Source organism: Microbacterium sp. TWP3-1-2b2 (assembly GCF_049896145.1).
Classification (GTDB): Bacteria; Actinomycetota; Actinomycetes; order Actinomycetales; family Microbacteriaceae; genus Microbacterium.
Genome location: NZ_JAFCTS010000001.1, coordinates 760,226 through 779,134, shown reverse-complemented (window position 1 = coordinate 779,134; position 18,909 = coordinate 760,226). Strand labels below are relative to the sequence as shown.

17 protein-coding genes and 1 other RNA gene are annotated in these 18,909 nt (G+C 66.4%); 7 read left to right on the top strand and 11 right to left on the bottom strand.

Annotation, left to right across the window (positions count from 1 at the left end):
- Positions 1 to 8: 8 nt before the first annotated feature.
- Complete coding sequence (gene sucB, locus ACP7AR_RS03905; protein WP_426182988.1) at positions 9 to 1,808, top strand: 2-oxoglutarate dehydrogenase, E2 component, dihydrolipoamide succinyltransferase; 1,800 nt, start codon at positions 9 to 11, stop codon at positions 1,806 to 1,808.
- 60 nt (positions 1,809 to 1,868) lie between these two features.
- On the opposite strand, the gene ACP7AR_RS03900 is transcribed toward sucB, so the two are convergent.
- On the bottom strand, positions 1,869 to 3,350 hold the full coding sequence (locus ACP7AR_RS03900) for a hypothetical protein (RefSeq protein WP_426182986.1): 1,482 nt from the start codon (positions 3,348 to 3,350) through the stop codon (positions 1,869 to 1,871).
- 146 nt (positions 3,351 to 3,496) lie between these two features.
- On the opposite strand from ACP7AR_RS03900, the gene ACP7AR_RS03895 reads away from it, so the two are divergent.
- Entirely contained in the window at positions 3,497 to 4,207 is a 711-nt protein-coding gene (locus tag ACP7AR_RS03895) for a DUF4191 family protein (protein ID WP_426182984.1), read from the top strand.
- Between the two features lie 61 nt (positions 4,208 to 4,268).
- On the opposite strand, the gene ACP7AR_RS03890 is transcribed toward ACP7AR_RS03895, so the two are convergent.
- Positions 4,269 to 5,453: a RimK family alpha-L-glutamate ligase gene (locus ACP7AR_RS03890; RefSeq protein WP_426182982.1), complete on the bottom strand. Its 1,185-nt coding sequence runs from the start codon at positions 5,451 to 5,453 to the stop codon at positions 4,269 to 4,271.
- A gap of 17 nt (positions 5,454 to 5,470) precedes the next feature.
- Here ACP7AR_RS03890 and ACP7AR_RS03885 point away from each other — a divergent pair, with 17 nt between their 5' ends.
- On the top strand, positions 5,471 to 5,959 hold the full coding sequence (locus ACP7AR_RS03885) for an ATP-dependent zinc protease (protein ID WP_426182980.1): 489 nt from the start codon (positions 5,471 to 5,473) through the stop codon (positions 5,957 to 5,959).
- Between the two features lie 47 nt (positions 5,960 to 6,006).
- Here the strand turns inward: ACP7AR_RS03885 and ACP7AR_RS03880 are convergent, their stop codons facing one another.
- Positions 6,007 to 6,402 (bottom strand): RDD family protein, encoded by a 396-nt coding sequence (locus tag ACP7AR_RS03880; protein ID WP_426182978.1) that lies wholly within the window; start codon positions 6,400 to 6,402, stop codon positions 6,007 to 6,009.
- 121 nt (positions 6,403 to 6,523) lie between these two features.
- Between ACP7AR_RS03880 and glnA the strand changes: the two genes are divergently transcribed.
- Positions 6,524 to 7,948 (top strand): type I glutamate--ammonia ligase, encoded by a 1,425-nt coding sequence (glnA, locus tag ACP7AR_RS03875; protein WP_426182976.1) that lies wholly within the window; start codon positions 6,524 to 6,526, stop codon positions 7,946 to 7,948.
- A 121-nt stretch (positions 7,949 to 8,069) separates the two neighbouring features.
- The gene (locus ACP7AR_RS03870) at positions 8,070 to 8,381 is read left to right on the top strand and encodes a hypothetical protein (RefSeq protein ID WP_426182974.1); all 312 of its coding nucleotides are present in this window, start codon (positions 8,070 to 8,072) and stop codon (positions 8,379 to 8,381) included.
- Positions 8,382 to 8,391: 10 nt separating this feature from the next.
- Here the strand turns inward: ACP7AR_RS03870 and ACP7AR_RS03865 are convergent, their stop codons facing one another.
- The 4 genes from ACP7AR_RS03865 to ACP7AR_RS03850 are packed head-to-tail and all read right to left on the bottom strand — an operon-like array spanning position 8,392 to position 13,889.
- Positions 8,392 to 9,306, bottom strand: a complete 915-nt coding sequence (locus tag ACP7AR_RS03865; protein ID WP_426182972.1) for a diacylglycerol/lipid kinase family protein — start codon at positions 9,304 to 9,306, stop codon at positions 8,392 to 8,394.
- Positions 9,307 to 9,342: 36 nt separating this feature from the next.
- Complete coding sequence (locus tag ACP7AR_RS03860; RefSeq protein ID WP_426182970.1) at positions 9,343 to 12,318, bottom strand: bifunctional [glutamine synthetase] adenylyltransferase/[glutamine synthetase]-adenylyl-L-tyrosine phosphorylase; 2,976 nt, start codon at positions 12,316 to 12,318, stop codon at positions 9,343 to 9,345.
- 4 nt (positions 12,319 to 12,322) lie between these two features.
- The gene (locus ACP7AR_RS03855; protein WP_426182968.1) at positions 12,323 to 13,660 is read right to left on the bottom strand and encodes a glutamine synthetase family protein; all 1,338 of its coding nucleotides are present in this window, start codon (positions 13,658 to 13,660) and stop codon (positions 12,323 to 12,325) included.
- A gap of 13 nt (positions 13,661 to 13,673) precedes the next feature.
- The gene (locus ACP7AR_RS03850) at positions 13,674 to 13,889 is read right to left on the bottom strand and encodes an SPOR domain-containing protein (RefSeq protein ID WP_426182966.1); all 216 of its coding nucleotides are present in this window, start codon (positions 13,887 to 13,889) and stop codon (positions 13,674 to 13,676) included.
- A 68-nt stretch (positions 13,890 to 13,957) separates the two neighbouring features.
- On the opposite strand from ACP7AR_RS03850, the gene ppgK reads away from it, so the two are divergent.
- Complete coding sequence (gene ppgK / locus ACP7AR_RS03845; protein ID WP_426182964.1) at positions 13,958 to 14,716, top strand: polyphosphate--glucose phosphotransferase; 759 nt, start codon at positions 13,958 to 13,960, stop codon at positions 14,714 to 14,716.
- Positions 14,717 to 14,781: 65 nt separating this feature from the next.
- On the opposite strand, the gene rnpB is transcribed toward ppgK, so the two are convergent.
- The 4 genes from rnpB to ACP7AR_RS03825 form a co-directional block, all read right to left on the bottom strand.
- Positions 14,782 to 15,149: RNase P RNA component class A (gene rnpB / locus ACP7AR_RS03840), an RNA gene on the bottom strand.
- Positions 15,150 to 15,163: 14 nt separating this feature from the next.
- Positions 15,164 to 16,858 carry a bifunctional 3'-5' exonuclease/DNA polymerase gene (locus ACP7AR_RS03835; protein WP_426182962.1) on the bottom strand — a complete coding sequence of 565 codons (1,695 nt, stop codon included), beginning with the start codon at positions 16,856 to 16,858 and terminating at the stop codon, positions 15,164 to 15,166.
- Positions 16,855 to 17,586 carry a zinc ribbon domain-containing protein gene (locus ACP7AR_RS03830; protein ID WP_426182960.1) on the bottom strand — a complete coding sequence of 244 codons (732 nt, stop codon included), beginning with the start codon at positions 17,584 to 17,586 and terminating at the stop codon, positions 16,855 to 16,857. The genes ACP7AR_RS03835 and ACP7AR_RS03830 overlap by 4 nt, the downstream gene beginning before the upstream one ends.
- 33 nt (positions 17,587 to 17,619) lie before the next feature.
- The gene (locus ACP7AR_RS03825) at positions 17,620 to 18,006 is read right to left on the bottom strand and encodes a YchJ family protein (RefSeq protein ID WP_426182958.1); all 387 of its coding nucleotides are present in this window, start codon (positions 18,004 to 18,006) and stop codon (positions 17,620 to 17,622) included.
- A 46-nt stretch (positions 18,007 to 18,052) separates the two neighbouring features.
- Between ACP7AR_RS03825 and ACP7AR_RS03820 the strand changes: the two genes are divergently transcribed.
- Positions 18,053 to 18,895, top strand: a complete 843-nt coding sequence (locus ACP7AR_RS03820) for an aldo/keto reductase (protein ID WP_426182956.1) — start codon at positions 18,053 to 18,055, stop codon at positions 18,893 to 18,895.
- Positions 18,896 to 18,909: the final 14 nt, after the last annotated feature.

Here is an 18,909-nt window from a genome sequence, read left to right as displayed (position 1 = left end):
ACTCCGTCATGAGCACATCCGTGGTCCTCCCCGCTCTCGGTGAGAGCGTCACAGAGGGTACGGTCACCCGCTGGCTGAAGCAGGTGGGAGACACCGTCCAGGCGGATGAAGGCCTGCTCGAGATCTCGACCGACAAGGTCGACACCGAGATCCCCTCGCCGGTCGCCGGCGTGATCGAGGAGATCCTGGTCGCCGAGGACGAGACCGTCGAGGTGGGCGCTCTGCTCGCCAGGATCGGCGACGGCAGCGCTTCGGCGCCCGCCGCGGATGCTCCGGCAGCCGCCGAGCCTGAGGCAGAGGCGGCACCAGCTGCAGAAGCGGCACCAGCCGCTGAGGCGGCACCAGCCGCTGAAGCCGCACCCGCTGCAGAGGCAGCGCCAGCCGAATCCGCACCGGCGCCTGAGGCTGCACCCGCCGCCGCTCCGTCGGGCGACGCCACCGACGTCGTGCTCCCCGAGCTCGGCGAGAGCGTCACAGAAGGCACCGTCACGCGCTGGCTGAAGCAGGTCGGCGACGACATCGCCGTCGACGAGCCGCTGCTGGAGATCTCCACCGACAAGGTCGACACCGAGATTCCGTCTCCTGTCGCGGGTGTCCTGCAGGAGATCCTCGCCGCTGAAGACGAGACGATCGCGGTCGGCAGTGTGCTCGCACGCGTCGGCTCCGGCGCTCCGGCAGCCGCCGCGGCTCCGGCCGCTGAGGCTCCGGCCGCTCCCGCACCGGAAGCTGCGGCACCAGCCGCTGAAGCTCCGGCCGCACCCGCAGAAGCCGCACCGGCACCGGCACCGGCAGCTGCGCCTGCAGAGGCCGCGGCTCCCGCCGCAGCACCTGCACCTGCCGCCGCGCAGCCCAGTTCGGCTCCAGCGGCCGCTGAATCGGCTCCGGCAGCGACCGACGGCGACAACGTCTACGTCACACCGCTCGTGCGGCGTCTCGCGTCGCAGCAGGGCGTCGACCTGGCCACGGTCAAGGGCTCGGGCGTAGGGGGACGCATCCGCAAGGAGGACGTCCTCAAGGCAGCCGAATCCAAGACAGCCGCACCCGCGGCGGCTGCTGCCCCGACCGCCGCACCGGCGCCGCTCGAGGTCTCGCCGCTGCGTGGAACGACTCAGCCGATGTCTCGACTGCGCAAGGTTCTCGCCAAGCGCGCCGTCGAGTCGATGCAGCAGACTGCACAGCTGACCACCGTGGTCGAGGTCGACGTGACGAGCGTGGCGAACTACCGTGACAGCGTCAAGGCTGAGTTCCTGCAGAAGACGGGTGACAAGCTCTCCTTCCTGCCGTTCTTCGCTCTCGCGACCGCTGAGGCGTTGCAGGCTTTCCCGATCGTCAACTCCACCGTCGACGGCGAGAACATCGTCTACCCGGCCACTGAGAACGTGTCGATCGCCGTTGACACCGAGCGCGGTCTGCTGACTCCGGTGCTGCGTGACGCGGCGTCGAAGAATCTCGCCCAGTTCGCGCATGAGATCGCCGATCTGGCAGCGCGGACGCGAGACAACAAGCTGAAGCCCGACGAGCTCGCAGGCGGCACGTTCACGCTGACCAACACCGGCTCGCGCGGCGCGCTCTTCGACACCCCGGTGGTGTTCCTGCCGCAGTCCGCGATCCTCGGCACCGGCACGGTCGTCAAGCGCCCGGGTCTGGTCAAGGTCGACGGCGTCGACGCGATCGCCGTGCGTTCGTACGTGTACCTCGCGCTGTCGTACGACCACCGCATCATCGACGGTGCAGACGCGGCACGCTTCCTCGGAGCGATCAAGGCGCGTCTCGAAGCAGCGAACTTCGCGGGCAACCTCGGAGTCTGATCACGGATCGACCTCATCTGGCTGGTGCGCGACGTCATACACCTCGCGCCCCCGCCCGATTTAGTTTAGGCCCGCGCGGCCCAACAAAGGGTAGGTGATCTCGGAAGCGATGGGCGTCAGACGGATCACCGCGACGTCACCATAGTCGTCCACGAGTGTCGCGGTGCTGCCAGACGGTCCGAGCACCGCGACGCCGTCGGACGGAGTCCTCGCACCTTCTGCGACCGCATCCGCACAATGCTCCACGGCGTCCCGGGCGCACACGCTGACCGCCTCGAGCAAGGCAGGCAGTGCATCCAGCGCTGCACCGCTTTCGGATTGCGGTTCTGACGGTACGGGATCAGGATTCGATGTCGGTGGCACCTCAGCATCCTCACCGCTCGCCGCCCCGCCATCGGATCCATCGGGTTCCTGCACCTTCTGAGACGACGCCTCGGCCGGCGTCTCACCAGGATCGCTGGGCCAGAGCAGTCCACCGATCAGCACAGCGGCTCCGAGCGACCCCGCCACCAGAACCGATCGACGACGCGACGGTCTCGGCGGCTGCGCGCGCGCTGCGTCGTGCTCGGGCCGCCGACGCACGACTGGTCCTTCGCGAAGCCGTTCCAGGCGCGTACGTGCGCGATCTGCCAGAGCACGCAGCACGCCAGATGTGTCGGGCACGGAGCGCTCGCGTCTGCGCAGACCGTCGAGCATCCGTCGCCGATTCGATCGTTCCTCCTGCTGCGTCCGCTCTTGCCGCCGCCTGCTCCGGCTGCGGTCGCGGTCACTCCTCCATGCTGTTCCCTTCAACGCGGTCGTCCGGTTCTCTCCTGCCCGACGACGACGTCGCCCGCTCTCGGATTCCTGCGCTGACACATCGGCCGCGACAAGTCGCGGAGTGATGTCACTCGCGCGCTCAGGTGCGAACACATCCAGTTGCAGCGCGCGCGGAGCCGCGCGTGCGAACAGATGCTCCTCCCACCGTCGATCGTCTCCGACAGGATGGCGTGGCTGGCGCAGCGCAGCGGACGCCTCTTCGAGAACGCGCACCGTTGCCCGATCGGCCTGCCGCCGCGCCAGACGCTCGATGAGGGCTGCCGTGCGTGCACTGGCGCTCCCGCCCTCGCCATGCACGAACATCGGTCGCCCATCGCCCGTCAGCCACCAGTCCCCGACTACGTCGGCATCCGGGCCCAGTTCACGCACTCCACGCAGCAGACTGGCGACCAGCGTCCCCAGCTCCCCCGGTGCGAGAGGCGAATCAGAGGCATCTCGTCGGCCGAGGAAAGTTTCGACGTGTTGAGTGCACCACGGCAGCAGTGCGTCGTGTCCGTCGGCACGGCGCCTGATGTCGAGCACACCGCACACGTGCTCTGAGCCCGAGAACGCCCACCCAGCCCATCCTCCGAGTTGCTCTGCGTCGACGCAGACCGCGACGGTCTCGTCGAATGCGACCAGAGTGCCGGAGAAGGGCCCGTCCTTGCCGTCGATCGCACGGATCAGGCGGTGCACTCCCGGCACCAGCGAGGCACGATCGGCTGCGGCGTCCGTCTCATTCATCGATCCATCACAGCGCAACGTGGCTGCGCACGGCGCCGTCGACAGTCGAATGTGGACGGATTCGCGAATTGCTCACATGTGCAGAGCGAGTGCGCCGCCCGCGAACGCGCACGTGGAGCGCCCACGGACTCGGTAGTCTTGTATGCATGGCTAAGCGTGCTCCAGAACCCGAGAAGCGTCCGGGGTTCATCTCCCAGATCAAGTCCCTGTTCCGGTTCACGCGTGAGGTCTACGGCTGGCTCCCCTGGGCGCAGATCGCCATCCTCGTCGGCGGTGTCCTGCTCGGCCTTCTCGTCGGCTACCTCATCCCGCCGTTCCAGGTGTGGACCCTTGTCCTCTGGGCGATCACAGGCCTCATGCTCGGCGTGCTCGGGTCGCTGTTCCTGATGACTCGTCTGTCGACCAACGCGATGTACGCCAAGATCGACGGCATGCCCGGCGCCTCAGGACACGTGCTGAGCACGAGCCTCGGCCGTCACTGGCAGGCCTCGGACACTCCTGTCGGCATCAACCCCAAGACGCAGGAGGCCGTGTACCGCGCGGTCGGACGAGGCGGCATCGTCGTCGTCGGCGAAGGCGCCCGCGGCCGGCTCACGCGGCTCGTCAACGAGGAGCGCAGCAAGGCGCAGCGCGTCGCGAACGGTGTGCCCGTGAACGTGTTCTACGTCGGCCACGGTGACGACGAAGTCGCGATCGCCGACCTCTCGAAGACGATCAAGAAACTGCCGAAGACGATCAACAAGACGACGATGGCCGCGGTCATCCGCCGCATCGACTCCGTGTCGCAGTCGGTCTCGTCGCTTCCGATCCCGAAGGGCATCGACCCGACGAAGGTCCGCGCGCAGCGCCCGCGCTGAGCCCTCACCCTTCGACAGGCTCAGGAATCGGATCCAACAGGCTCCGGGAGCGAGCTGCGGCTCAGCTCAGCGGTTCCTTCGGCAGACGCCGCACCTTCGCCCTGCGACGACGGCGCTCGGGGATCATTCCGCGCATCTCCTCGAGCTTGCCGAAGCACAAGAGGCGATCGTCTGCCTCGAGCACGACGTGCTTGCGCGGGTTGGGGATCACACTCACGCCACGGTGCAGCGTCAGAACGGTGATGTCGCGCTCCCACAGACCGGACTCGCCCAAGGTCTTGCCGACGAGCTCCGCGGCGTTGTGCACGAGCAGCTCCGCCACGCCGTAGCCCGTCGACACGGTCAGACGCTGGCGCACGTCGATCTCGGGGAACGCCACCTGTCCCGCGATGTGGTCGATGATCGCTCCGGCCACATCGAGATTCGTCGCCTGCTCGATCCCCTGAAGCCCGGGTGAGGAGTTGACCTCCATCACCAGTGGGCCCTCGTCGCCCTCGAGCATGTCGACGCCAGCGACCCGCAGACCCATGATCTGCGCAGACCGTACCGCAACCTGCTCGTAGGCAGGGTCCAGCTGCACCCGCTCGACGCTGCCGCCACGGTGCACGTTGGAGCGGAACTCGTCGCCGGCAGCGACGCGCCGCATGGCGGCGACGACACGGTCGCCCACGACGAGCGCTCGGATGTCGCGCCCCCTGCTCTCGGCGATGAACTTCTGAATCAGCACGTTCTGCTTCGTGGAGTGCAGTGTCTCGATGATCGCCTCGGCGACCTTCACTTGTGGGGCGAGGATCACGCCGATGCCCTGCGTTCCCTCCAACAGCTTGATGACCACCGGTGCTCCTCCGACGCGCTCGATGGCGGGCCGTACATCCGCGCGGTTGCGTACGAACGCCGTCGCAGGCATGGCGATGTTGTGGCGCGAGAGGATCTGGTTCGCGCGGAGCTTGTCTCTGGCGCTGGAGATGCCGTTCGCCGTGTTGGGCGTGTAGACGTCCATCTGCTCGAACTGACGCACCACGGCGGTGCCGAAGTAGGTGATCGAGCTGCCGATACGGGGCAGGATCGCGTCATAGTCGCTCAGCGGGCGACCCCGGTAATGCAGGTCGGGCTCGTCCGCAGTCAGGTCGATCGCGAACTTCAGCGTGTTCAGCACCTTGACGTTGTGTCCGCGCTGGAGAGCAGCCGCGCGGAGGCGTTGGGTCGAGTACGCCTGCGGAGCGCGGGAGAGAACTGCGAGCTTCACGTATGTTTCCTGCCAAGATGTATCGAGTGACGAAGACATCTCATTCAAACACTCTTACGGGGTGGCGTGAATGGGTGAGCCTGCCCGATGCCGGCGTGGACTGGATCAAAGCCAAGGTCGACACCGGCGCACGCACCTCGTCATTGCACGCATTCGACGTCGAGGAGTTCGAGCGCGAGGGTGAGGCCTGGGTGCGGTTCCGCGTGAATCCCTGGCAGCACACCAATGCGGATGCCACGATCGTGGAGTGCCCCGTCCATGACAGGCGTGCCGTGCGCAGCTCGTCCGGCCATGCCCAGCAACGGCTCGTCGTTCTCCTGGCGATCCGAATCGTCGATCAGCTGGTCGTATCGGAGGTCACGCTCAGCAATCGTGACGAGATGGGCTTTCGGATGCTGATCGGTCGGGAGGCTCTGCGACGCGGGTTCATCGTCGACCCTGCACGCTCGTTCCTGGGCGGTCGCGCGCCGAAGGAGACGCGTCGCCGAAATCGCGGGCGGGACTGACCCTTCGACAGGCTCAGAGCTCGAGAGATCAGCTCAGGGACCGATCCTCAGGCGCGGATCAGCACGGTGCCGACGAGCTTGTCATGCAGGCCACGCTGATCGGGATCCCAGATCACGGCAGGAATCACCACGACCAGCAGCAGCGTGCGCACGATCGGTCGCCAGAGTCCTACCCACCCGCCGCCGAGCATGACCAGACGCATGCCGAGGATGCGATGCCCAGGACTACCGCCGATCGTCGGAATGAAGACGATCTGCACGACGGCGAAGATCAGCAGCGTGGCGATCGAGTCGTACTGGAAGAACGCGATGGAGATGACCACGGCTGCGGCCCAGTCGATGGCGAGAGCGCCGATGCGCCGGCCGACCCTCGCGATGCTCCGCGGTCCGCTTGCAGGAAGCCCGAGACGTTCACCGGGGTACGTGTACTCAGCATCCGTCACCCGTCCAGTCTACCGAGGGTCTGTAACATGGCGGAAACATAGAGGACATGGCCGGGTAACCCTCCGGCCATAACCTGCTTGCAGCCTTCACGGCCCCGATCCGCATCATCTGGAGTGATAAATGTTCACCGATTCGTCCGAGGTTCTGAGCTATATCAAGGAGAACGACGTCAAATTCCTTGACATCCGTTTCACTGATCTGCCCGGTGTCCAGCAGCACTTCAACATCCCTGCGTCGACGGTCGACGAGGCGTTCTTCACCGACGGTCAGCTGTTCGACGGCTCGTCCATCCGCGGATTCGCCAGCATCCACGAGTCCGACATGCAGCTCATCCCGGACGTCACGACCGCCTACGTCGACCCGTTCCGCGAGGCGAGCACCCTCGTCATGCTCTTCGACATCTACAACCCGCGCACCGGCGAGATCTACTCGAAGGATCCGCGTCAGGTCGCCAAGAAGGCGGAGAAGTACCTCGTCTCCACCGGCATCGCCGACACGGCATTCTTCGCCCCGGAGGCAGAGTTCTACATCTTCGACGATGTCCGCTACTCCGTGACCGCGAACTCGAGCTTCTACAGCGTCGACTCCGAAGAGGGCGCGTGGAACACCGGCCGCGACGAAGAGGGCGGCAACCTCGGCAACAAGACGCCGTACAAGGGCGGCTACTTCCCCGTCAGCCCCGTCGACAAGACGGCCGACCTCCGCGATGACATCACCCTCAAGCTCATCGAGGCGGGTTTCATCCTGGAGCGTTCGCACCACGAGGTCGGCACCGGTGGTCAGCAGGAGATCAACTACCGCTTCGACACGATGGTGCACGCGGCGGACGACATCCTCAAGTTCAAGTACATCGTCAAGAACACGGCGGAAGAGTGGGGCAAGTCGGCGACCTTCATGCCGAAGCCGCTCTACGGCGACAACGGCTCGGGCATGCACACGCACCAGTCGCTGTGGAGCGAGGGCAAGCCGCTGTTCTACGACGAGGCCGGCTATGGCCAGCTCAGCGACATCGCACGCTGGTACATCGGCGGCATCCTGGCGCACGCACCGGCACTGCTCGCCTTCACGAACCCGACGCTGAACAGCTACCACCGTCTGGTCAAGGGCTTCGAGGCTCCGGTCAACCTGGTCTACTCGGCCGGAAACCGTTCGGCTGCCATCCGCATCCCGATCACCGGCTCCAACCCGAAGGCGAAGCGCATCGAGTTCCGCGCTCCGGATGCTTCCGGCAACCCGTACCTCGCGTTCGCTGCGCAGCTGATGGCCGGCCTCGACGGCATCAAGAACCGCATCGAGCCGCACGAGCCGGTCGACAAGGACCTCTACGAGCTTCCTCCCGAGGAGGCCAAGAACATCCCGCAGGTGCCGAACTCCCTGCTGGACTCGCTCGACGCTCTCCGCGACGACCACCAGTTCCTGCTTGAGGGCGGCGTCTTCACGCCTGAGCTCATCGAGACCTGGATCTCCTACAAGATCGAGAACGAGATCCTGCCGATGGCGCAGCGCCCGCACCCGTTCGAGTTCGAGCTCTACTACGGGGTCTGACACCGCCAGCTCCGAGAACCCGCCTCAGCGTCGCGCTGGGGCGGGTTCTCTCGCACCACGCCGCTCCACCCTTCGCGGAATGGCATCTTTCTGAACCCGGTGGTGCAGGTTAAGGTGCAGTATGGGCAGACTCAAGTACGACCACACCGCTGAGGCCATCGGCATCGAGGACGAGACACTCGCGCACCTGAAAGTGGTCGTGGCGACGAAGCTCCGCCGCCAGGAGAGCTTCATGATGACGTGGCTGCCTGTCGACGGCGGTTCGAACGGGCGAATGAGTGCCTGGATCCACCCCGCAGTCCCTTTGGTCTTCATGTTCGACAGCGCCGACGCGCATTCGATCAACGCGAAGCGGTTGGAAGAGATGATGCAGGCGACCAATGCCACAGGCGAGCTGCTGCTCGAGGATCTCATTCGCGTCGAGATCGCCTGACAGCGATCGTTCAGTGCACCCGCAGAGCGCCCGCCTGCACGCGGACCTCGAACGATGACACCTCGCCGAGCTCCTCACCGTCGACCTCGAAAGCCAGCGGCTGCTCGAGCTCGATGCTGATGCGCTCAGCAGTCAGGTGACGTGTGGACTCGGTGCTCACCGCTGTCTCGTCGCGCATCAGCAGACGACGGATGCCGTTGTCCCAGACCACTGAGCGCACGGTGTCGAGCCACTGCAGTGCGCCGTCGGCGCTCACCAGCAGCAGGTCGAGCAGTCCGTCGTCGAGTTTCGCGTCCGGCAGCAGGCGCACGCCACCTTGGACCATGCCGCAGTTCCCGATCAGCAGGGTGTGACCGCGCACCTCCTGCGCTTCTCCCCCATCCAGAGCAAGTGAGATGCCCGTCATCTCTGTGCCGGCCATGGCACGCCCCATCGCCTCGACGTAAGCGAGCCAGCCGGCACGATCCTTCAGATCATCGTCAGTCTCCACCAGCATCTGCGCGTCGATACCGAAACCGACCATCACCGTGAAGGCTCGCTCCTCGCCGTTCACGCTCACCCAACCGAGGTCGATGGTCCGCGGCTCTTCTGCGCTGATCCGCGCCAGCGCCGCAGGGATGTCATCCAACGGCACTTCGAGGTTGCGGGCGAGTAGATTTCCGGTGCCTTGGGGCACGATGCCGAGCACGACGTCCGTTCCGGCCAACGCTTCAGCCACCGCACGCACCGTGCCGTCGCCGCCGACGGCGATCACGGTCCCGCAGCCGGCCGCAATGGCCTCTTTCGCCATGCCGAGCCCTGGATCGTCTTCGCTCGTCTCCCACCACTGCACCTCACCGTGCACCGCCTCAGCGACTGCCGGGCGTAGAACGTCCTCCTCGATCTTCGAGGGGTTCCAGATGATGCCGATCTTCGTCGCTGTCATGTGCTCAGCCTGAGCCAGTGATCGCGATTGCGCAACTCAGCCGTAGAACAGGTTCTCGAATGCCCGACGGGCGCGCCGGGTGACACCGAGATAATCCTCTTCGACCGCGGTGGCCGATCGGTCGGGGTAGCCCAGCAGGTGACCGAGCGCATCGAGTTCACGACGATCGGCAGGGAGCATGTCGGCAGTGTGCCCGGTGCGCAGCGTGATCGCCGAACGCAGCCTGCTGGCGAGCAGCCACGCCTCCCGCAGCTTCTCCGCATCATCGGCCGGTACCAACTCAGCGTCCACCGCCGCCTGCAATGCGTCCAACGTCGACGTGGTCCGCAGCGCCGGCACGGCGTGGGCGTGCTGCAGCTGCACGAGCTGGATCAACCATTCGACGTCGCTGAGCGATCCTGGTCCCAGTTTGAGGTGTCGGCGCGGATCCGCCCCCTGAGGCAGCCGTTCGCCCTCCACCCGGGCTTTGATGCGCTTGATCTCCCGGAGCCCCTGCTCGTCGACCTGCTCCGGGTAGCGGATGCTGTCTGCCAGCTCGATGAACTTCGCGATCAACCGCGAGCTGCCGGCGACGCCACGCGCACGCAGCAACGCCTGCGCCTCCCACGACACCGACCAGCGCCGGTAATACTCCGTGTACGCCGCGATGGACCGCACGACCGGACCCTGGCGGCCCTCAGGGCGCAGGTCTGCGTCGAGGTCGAGCGGCACACGGTGGTCGGTCAGGTGCTCGCGGAGTCCGGCGACCAGCTGCGTCGAGAGAGCTTGAGCGCGCTGCGGATCGATTCCGTTGGCGTCGTAGACGTACAGGATGTCGGCATCCGATCCGAAGCCCAGCTCTGCCCCGCCGAAGCGACCCATGCCGATCACAGCGAAGTCGAGGGCGTCATCCTCTGCGGGTACCACCTCGCGACGCACGGCGCGCAGCCCGGCTTGAATGGTCGCGTCGGTGATCGCGGTGAGAGATGTCGCGATCTCTTCGATCGTCAGCACGTCGAGCACAGCGCCCATCGCTGTGCGGAGCAGCTCGCGTCGTCTCAACGCACGGACGGCCTTGAGCGCGGGCCCGACAGACTTGTGGCGCGTCTGGATCGCGCGCGCCTCCTCGTACAGCTGCGACGCGGCGCGAGGACGAAGCCGTTCCGGGCTGTCCAACCATGCCACCGACTCCGGGATCCACTCCATGAGCTCGCCGATGTAGCGCGACGCCGACAGCAGACGTGTGAGGCTCTCGGCAGCCCCGGATGAGTCGCGCAGCATCCGGAGGAACCACGAGGTGTCCCCCAGCCGCTCGCTGATCCTCCGGAAGGCGAGGAGGGCGTAATCGGGGTCGCTGCCGTCGGCGAACCAGCGCACCATGATCGGCATGAGGTGACGTTGGATCGTGACCTTGCGGCTGATACCGGTGGTGAGCGCGCCGATATGACGCAGGGCGCCCGCAGCGTCGCGGAAGCCGATGGCGGCGAGGCGGTCGTGTGCCTGTGCCGTCGAGAGCGTGCGTTCCTCTTCCGGGAGCGCGGCTACGGCGCTCAGCAGCGGTCGATAGAACAGTCGGGTGTGGATGTCGCGCACTTCACGGCGCACGCTGTCCCAGAGACCCCAGATCCCCTCGCCGGTCTCCGCCAGCCCCGTGGCCCTTGCCAGCACTCGCAGTCCGTCAGGAGTCCTGGGCATGAGATGGGTGCGGGACAGCTCCCGCAGTTGCAGGCGGTGCTCCAGCAGTCTGAGGGTCCGGTAGTCGGATGCGAACGTCGCGGCATCCTCTCGTCCGATGTAGCCGCCTGCGACGAGCGCATCCAGGCTCTCCAGAGTCCCTTTCGTGCGCAGACTCGGATCAGTGAGACCATGCACCAGTTGCAGCAGCTGAACGGTGAACTCGATATCGCGCAGTCCGCCGGAGCCCAACTTGATCTGGTGCGCGGCATCCTCAGGGTCGATGTGCTCTGTGACGCGCTCGCGCATCCGCTGCACGCTGTCCACGAAGTTCTCGCGAGCGGCGCTCGACCAGATCTTCGGCTGCACCGCCTCGATGTACGCCTCGCCCAGCGCCGCGTCTCCTGCGAGCGGGCACGCTTTGAGCAGCGCCTGGAACTCCCAGCTCTTCGCCCATCTGTCGTAATACGCCAGGTGCGATCCGAGAGAGCGCACGAGCGCCCCCTGTTTGCCTTCTGGGCGAAGATTCGCATCGACCTCCCAGAGCGGAGGTTCGACCTCTATCCCGGACAGCCCCCGCATCGTCTCGATCGCGAGCTTCGTGGCGATGTCGATCGAGCGGGACTCTTCGAGGCGTTCTTCGTCGGCGGTGCCGCCGACGAAGATCACGTCGACGTCGCTGACGTAGTTGAGCTCGCGAGCACCGGCCTTGCCCATCCCGATGATCGCCAGCTGGGTGAGGGCGACCTCGTCGCGCGGACGCGTTCCGGCGACCCTGGTGCGGGCCACAGCGAGCGATGCTTCAAGGGCTGCGCCGGCAGCGTCCGCGAGTGCAGCCGACACTGCCGCGATCCGTAGCGCTGGTTCAGGGGCCGAGAGGTCGACCGCCGCGATCTCCGCGAGCGAGCGACGATATGCGATCCGCAGCGCGACAGAGGCGGAATGGTCGGCGACCTCGGCGAATCCGTCCTTCGCGCCGACGGAATCGAGCAGGCGCTGTCGCAGGGTCGCCGCACTCGGCACCAGCGGACCGACCTCGGTGAGCACGGAGAGCTGGTCCGGGTGACGGAGGAAGAAGTCGGCCAGACCCATCGACGCTCCGAACACGCGCCAGCAGATGCGACGCGCATCCTCATCGAGGAGCACCCGCTGCAACGCGATCGGGTCGCGGCGCGCCACCCGGAGCATGCCGGCGGCTGCCCCATCGGGGTCCGCGGCGACCGCGCCGTCCACGAGTGTCGAGCGATCGATCCCCACCAGCGTCGACAGCTCGTCCAGCGCGTCCGCGCCGTCACTCAGCTCGGTGAAGCCCAGTCGCGCCAGCGAAGACAGTGAGAAGGTCGCGTCCGATCGAGCCATCGGCTCAGAGAAGCTCGAGGTTGCTCTTCAGCTCGAACGGTGTGACCTGACCACGGTAGGCCTCCCACTCCTTGCGCTTGTTGAGCAGCACGTAGTTGAAGACCTGCTCACCGAGCGTCTCGGCGACGAGCTCAGATGACTCCATGTGCTCCAGAGCGTGGTCGAGGCTGGCGGGCAGTGAGGAGTATCCGAGCGCACGGCGCTCCGCATCGCTCAACGACCACACGTTGTTCTCGGCCTCAGGGGGAAGCTCGTACTCGTTCTCGATGCCCTTGAGACCCGCCGCGAGCAGAAGCGCATAGGCGAGATAGGGGTTGGCAGCCGAGTCGAGACCGCGATACTCGACGCGCGAGGACTGGCTCTTGTGCGGCTTGTACATCGGCACGCGGATGAGAGCAGAGCGGTTCGTGTGACCCCATGTGACGAAACTGGGCGCTTCGTCACCGCCCCACAGCCGCTTGTACGAGTTCACGAACTGATTCGTGACGGCCGCGATCTCGTTGGCGTGCTTGAGGAGACCGGCGATGAAGTGACGCCCTGTCTTGGAGAGCTGGTACTGGGCGCCCTCCTCCCAGAACGCGTTCTGGTCGCCTTCGAACAACGACATGTGCGTGTGCATGCCGCTTCCCGGCTGGTCGCTCATCGGCTTCGGCATGAACGTCGCGTACACGCCCTGCTCGATCGCGACCTCCTTGACGACCGTGCGGAACGTCATGATGTTGTCGGCCATGGTGAGCGCGTCCGCGTAGCGCAGGTCGATCTCGTTCTGACCTGGGCCGCCCTCGTGGTGGCTGTACTCGACCGAGATGCCGAGGTCTTCCAGCATCCGCACCGAGCGTCGACGGAAATCATGTGCCGTCCCGCCCGGGACGTTGTCGAAGTATCCTGCCGAATCGACGGGGACGGGACCGTCCGGCCCGATCAAGGAAGACTTGAGCAGGTAGAACTCGATCTCCGGATGCGTGTAGAAGGTGAAACCGGCGTCAGCGGCCTTTGCGAGCGTGCGCTTGAGCACGTGCCGCGGATCGGCGACGGCCGGCTGCCCGTCAGGAGTGGTCAGATCGCAGAACATGCGCGCGGTCGGGTCGACCTCACCCCGCCATGGGAGCGTCTGGAATGTCGTCGGGTCGGGCTGCGCGAGCAGGTCCGACTCGTACGTGCGCGTGAGTCCCTCGATCGCAGAGCCGTCGAACCCGATGCCCTCGGCGAAGGCTCCCTCGACCTCGGCCGGCGCGATGGCCACGGATTTCAGCGTGCCGATCACGTCGGTGAACCAGAGGCGGACGAACTTCACGCCGCGTTCCTCGATCGTGCGCAGCACGAAGTCTCGCTGCTTGTCCATTCCCATATGCCTGCTACTTCCCGTCAGCGTCGGTCGACTTGCGCCAGTCGTCGTCGACGGCTTCCTCTGCCGCCCACGCTTCCGAACGCTCGCGAAGAGTGTTGAGGGCGTTCGCGGCCGCTTCTTCGGTGTCGAAGGGGCCGACCCTGTCGACGGATGGCGACGCGTAGCCGAACTCCACCTGGCTGGTGGTGGTGTTGTACCAGTACTTGTTCTCGCCGTCAGACATGGCAGCTCCCTTCGTAAGCTTCTGTCACGATCCTACTGTCGTCTCGGGCGCTCGCTAGGCTATTGCTCATGGCACTAGCGATCGGCGTCGACATCGGCGGCACAGGCATCAAGGCAGGCATCGTCGACCTCAAGAAGGGCGCACTCGATTCGGATCGCGTCCGGGTAGACACACCCAAGGGCGCATCGCCTGAAGACGTCCTCAAGGCCGTCAACGAGGTTCTCGACACGCTCGAAGTCCGCGAGTCGGCCCTGCCTCTCGGCGTGGCATTCCCCGCGATCGTGAAGAACGGCAGGACGCTCTCTGCGGCGAACGTCTCCGAGGCCTGGATCGGTTTCGAGGCCGAGAAGTTCTTCGAAGACGGCCTCGGTCGTCACATCACCTTCGTGAACGATGCGGATGCCGCCGGCGTCGCCGAGGTGCGCCATGGAGCCGCCCGTGACGTCGATGGCCTGACGATCCTGGCGACGCTCGGCACCGGCATCGGCTCGGCGTTCCTCTACGACGGAGTGCTGCTGCCGAACACGGAACTCGGCCATCTGCTCTACAACGGCACGACCGTGGGGGACGCATCCATAGAGAAGTGGACGGCGTACTCGGCGATGGAGCGCGAGAAGCTCTCGTGGGAGGAGTGGTCGGCGCGCCTCCAGGTCTTCTTCTCGCACGTCGAGTTCCTGTTCAGCCCCGATCTGTTCGTCGTCGGCGGCGGCGTCTCGAAGCACCCCGAGAAGTTCATCCCGCTGCTCGAGCTGAACACGCCGATCATTCCCGCTATTCACCGGAACTCTTCCGGAATCATCGGCGCCGCGTCCCTGGCAGCCGACTGATCCCACCCTCTGAACCCACGAAGGGCCCGGCGACCTGTCACGGTCGCCGGGCCCTTCGACGTGGTGGAATGGGCCGGCCTGTACGCCGGGTTCTGTTCCGGGGCCTCTCTCGAGGAATCCCTTCGACGGCCATCTCTCTCGGCGACACGTTGCCGTGCCGCTCCAGCGGTCTACCCGAGGACTCGGCGAGCCGCGTCAACATCCTCTGTCTGACCTTGCTCCGGACGAGGTTTACCTGGCAGGTCATGTCACCATGACCCCCGGTGGTCTCTTACACCACCCTTTCACCCTTACCGGGGCAAGCCCCGGCGGTCTGCTCTCTGTGGCACTTTCTCGCGGATTGCTCCGGGTGGGTGTTACCCACCATCCTGCCCTGTGGAGCCCGGACGTTCCTCGGTGCGGTCTCCCGCAACGCGGCCGTCCAGCCGACCCATTCGCGTCCTCAGTCTACTTCTCCGCGGTCTGCACGATTCGCAGGTCAAGCGGCACATCGATCGGGAAGCCGCCGAACAGACGACGGGTCGCTACCGCGGCCGCTTGTCGTACCGCCTCCGCCGCGGCATCCGCCGACTCAGCCGGCACATGCAGGATCACCTCATCGTGGAGGAAGAAGGCGAGATGCGCACTGCGTGCGAAAGGACCGGATGCCGCGGCCGGCGTCACGGCCTCCGGAAGCCCCCGCAGCCGGTGTCTGATCTCAGCCAACCAGATCAACGCCCATTCGGCGGCGGTGCCCTGCACCACGAAATTGCGAGTGAACCTGCCGCGCTCGCGCGCACTCTGCCGCGCACGTTTCACGTCGACCGGGTCGGCGTCGGCGCCGCTCGCATCGCTCTGATGCGCTTGCCACGCGGTGTCGGGGCGGGGTGAGGAGCGGCCGAGGTTCGTCGACACGACTCCGCCGTCCTCCCCCGTGCGCGCCGCATCGTCGACGAGACGCATGGCACGCGGATACACCTTGCGCAGCCGTGGGACCAGACGCCCACTGTCGCCTGTCGTGGCCCCGTACATCGCTCCGAGGACGGCATATTTCGCCTCTTCGCGGGTGGCTACTGCGCCGGATGCGACGACGCCGGCGTACAGATCACGGCCGCGCGCAGCCTCTGCCATCGCCTTGTCAGCCGCCATCGCCGCCAGCATGCGCGGCTCGAGCTGCGCGACATCCGCGACGATCAGCATCCAGCCCTCATCCGCCTGCACCGCGGGGCGGAGGATGCGCGGGATCTGCAGGGCTCCCCCGCCTGACGACGCCCAACGGCCCGTGACGACACCGCCCGGGATGTAGACCGGGCGGAAACGACCATCGTGCACCCACTCGGACAACCAGGCCCAGCCGTTCGCGCTCAGCAGACGCGAGAGCTTCTTGTACGCCAGGAGCGGTTCGATCACCGGATGCGCGACTTCGCTCAGCTCCCACTGGCTCGTCGATTCGACGTTCACCCCGACGCGGTGCAGCGCACGGAGCAGCTTCACGTGGCTGTCCAGATGGAGCTGCGGGTCGCCGAGGTGGAAGCGCACGCTCTCGGCAAGCTCCGCCATGCGGGCTGGCGCGCCTCCGCCGGCCGGTCGCGCCCCGAGTACGTCGACGAGGATGCGGTCGTGCGCCTCGGCATCCCAGGGCACGCCTGCAGCTCGCATCTCCTCAGCGATCAGACCACCGGCCGACTCCGCAGCGCACAGCAGCGCGAGTCGCCCCTTCTGATCGGAGGCGATCACACGACATTGCTCCCGGTACTGCTCGAGAAGATCGTCGGCCGAGTCGCCCGACGGCCGGGCGAGCAGGTCGAACAGCGCCGGCGCCCCGGCGTCCGGCTCGCGTGGTAGCCAGTCCGCCGAAGGCGCGAGCGGACGGGCCACACGGTCTGTGTCTCGAAGGATCGCATGGCACAGCAGAAGGTCATGCGCGCGGGTGATGAGCACCCCGGCGGCCAGCAGCCGCGGGTAGAGTTCTCGCGCACTGCGGATCACCCAACGCGGCGATCTTGTCTGCTCGACGTCGCGCACCCAGTCGACGAGGGCGGCGTCTGCGAGCTGGGTGCGGTCCTGTTCTGCGCCATCGGCGTCGAGCTCGATGGCGAGGAAGTCACCGCTGCCGGCGGAGGCCAGCAGGATTCTCGCGTCCGATGCGGACGCCGGCTTCACAGGCCTGATTCGTCGGTGCGCACCAGGATGGCGCCGCACTCGGGGCAGGACAGCACGGCGTCGGGTGCGGCCTGGCGGACCTCGTTCAGGTGCGTTCCAGACAGCATCATGCGGCATCCCTCGCAGGTGCCGCGACGCAGCAGGCCGACGCCGATGCCGCGGGATGCACGGCGCTCGTAGTCGGTGAGCAGCTCGGCGGGGATGTCTGCGGTGATCGCGGCGCGATCCCGTTTCAGGTGCTCGGCCTCGGTCGTCGCGGCTGCAACCGCAGCCTTCGCCTGAGTGGTGAGCTCGGTTCCCTCTGCCGTGGTCACATCGATGAGAGCCTGCTGCGCCGCGACCGCGGCCTCAGCGTCCTCCACCCGGGACATGACCTCGAGTTCCATGTCTTCCAGGTCGCTGACCCGCTTGGCGAGGCTGGCGAGCTCATGCTCGAAGGCCTGAGCATCCTTCGAGTTGGTACTGGCGGCAAGTCGTTCTGTATCGCGCGTGCGACGCTGTTCGACGAGCTTCACATCTGATTCCAGACGTGCGAGCTCTGTGCGAGCGTCGTCTCGAGCACCGGTGAGAGCGGTCAGCTCGCGAAGCTGCTCCTGGCGCTCTTTGGCCAGCTCATTGATGCGCGGGCCCTGCGCCGGCGTGGTGCGCGCGCGCTCGGCCTGCTGGATGCGGCGATCCAGGTCGGCGACGTCGAGAAGGAGGCGCTGATGCTCGGGGCTGGCGTTCACAACTCCAACCTACCCGCGGTCGCGGACAACCGACTATCGGCTCGGCAGCTCGGGCGCGCCATCAACGTATGACCACACTCTGTCCTCGCGGACGAAGCGGCTGCGTTCCTTCACGGAAGACTGCGTGCCCTCCTCACGATAGAACGCCTCGAACGACACGAATCCGATCGTGTCGAACGGTCCACCCGCCTCGGTCTCGAATATCTCGAGCCTGGTCCATCGGACCGCGTCATCGAGTTCGAGATGGCTCGGTCTGGTCGACGGATGCCACGAACGCAGCAGGTGATCCGCATCTCCGACCGCGAACGCCGTGAATCGCGAGCGCATGAGACGCTCGGCCGTCGGCGCTGACGAGTCTCCCGCGAGCAGTGGACCGCAGCACGCGTCGTATGTGTCGCCGGACAGACAAGGACATCGCATGTGTCCATTGTGCCGCGTACCCTGAATCCAGACCTCGAAGGAGACCATGATGACTGCTCAGCCCACTCGTACCGCCCACAACGGCTTCACTCTCCCCGCGATCGGCCTGGGGACGTACCGTCTCAACGGCGCCGAGGGTGCAGCCGCGATCGCGGCCGGCATCGATGCGGGCTATCGCCTGATCGATTCCGCGTTCAACTACGAGAACGAAGGAACCGTGGGACGCGGGGTGGCGGATGCCTCGACGGATCGTGCCGAGGTCATCGTCACCACGAAGCTGCCCGGCCGTCACCACCCCGCGGACAAAGCGCGCACGAGCATCGAGGAGAGCCGATTCCGGCTCGGGCTCGATGCCACCGATCTGCACCTCATCCACTGGCCGAATCCGAGTCAGGACGAATACGTGCAGGCCTGGGCAGAACTCGTCGATGCCCAGCGGCGCGGTGTGGTGCGGCAGATCGGCGTGTCTAACTTCCTGCCTGAGCACCTCGAGCGTCTGGAGCACGAGACGGGTGTGCGCCCGGTCGTGAACCAGATCGAGCTGCATCCGTACTTCCCGCAGGAGGAGCAGCTCGCGTACCACCGCGAGCACGGCATCATCACCGAGGCGTGGAGCCCCATCGGCCGGGCGAAGGCGCTGCTGGAGGAGCCGGTCATCGTCGAGGTCGCGGCGGCCCACGAGATCTCACCCGCGCAGGCAGTTCTCGCGTGGCATGTCGCACGTGAAAGCGTCGCGATCCCGAAGGCGTCGTCGCTGGAGCACCAGCGCGCCAACCTCGCAGCAGCATCCGTCGTTCTCGACGACGCCGAGGTCGCGGCGATCACCGCACTGGGACGCCCCGACGGTCGCCTTTTCGATGCCGACCCGAGGACGCACGAGGAATCCTGAGCCGGACCGCCGGA

Excerpts from the sequence above, each read along its gene's own strand:
- ppgK (WP_426182964.1), top strand. The coding sequence starts at position 13,958 with ATGGCACTAGCGATCGGCGTCGACATCGGCGGCACAGGCATCAAGGCA.
- ACP7AR_RS03850 (WP_426182966.1), bottom strand. The coding sequence starts at position 13,889 with ATGTCTGACGGCGAGAACAAGTACTGGTACAACACCACCACCAGCCAG.
- ACP7AR_RS03825 (WP_426182958.1), bottom strand. The coding sequence starts at position 18,006 with ATGCGATGTCCTTGTCTGTCCGGCGACACATACGACGCGTGCTGCGGT.
- ACP7AR_RS03860 (WP_426182970.1), bottom strand. The coding sequence starts at position 12,318 with ATGGCTCGATCGGACGCGACCTTCTCACTGTCTTCGCTGGCGCGACTG.
- ACP7AR_RS03820 (WP_426182956.1), top strand. The coding sequence starts at position 18,053 with ATGATGACTGCTCAGCCCACTCGTACCGCCCACAACGGCTTCACTCTC.
- ACP7AR_RS03895 (WP_426182984.1), top strand. The coding sequence starts at position 3,497 with ATGGCTAAGCGTGCTCCAGAACCCGAGAAGCGTCCGGGGTTCATCTCC.
- sucB (WP_426182988.1), top strand. The coding sequence starts at position 9 with ATGAGCACATCCGTGGTCCTCCCCGCTCTCGGTGAGAGCGTCACAGAG.
- ACP7AR_RS03885 (WP_426182980.1), top strand. The coding sequence starts at position 5,471 with ATGTATCGAGTGACGAAGACATCTCATTCAAACACTCTTACGGGGTGG.
- ACP7AR_RS03865 (WP_426182972.1), bottom strand. The coding sequence starts at position 9,306 with ATGACAGCGACGAAGATCGGCATCATCTGGAACCCCTCGAAGATCGAG.
- ACP7AR_RS03855 (WP_426182968.1), bottom strand. The coding sequence starts at position 13,660 with ATGGACAAGCAGCGAGACTTCGTGCTGCGCACGATCGAGGAACGCGGC.
- ACP7AR_RS03900 (WP_426182986.1), bottom strand. The coding sequence starts at position 3,350 with ATGAATGAGACGGACGCCGCAGCCGATCGTGCCTCGCTGGTGCCGGGA.
- ACP7AR_RS03870 (WP_426182974.1), top strand. The coding sequence starts at position 8,070 with ATGGGCAGACTCAAGTACGACCACACCGCTGAGGCCATCGGCATCGAG.
- glnA (WP_426182976.1), top strand. The coding sequence starts at position 6,524 with ATGTTCACCGATTCGTCCGAGGTTCTGAGCTATATCAAGGAGAACGAC.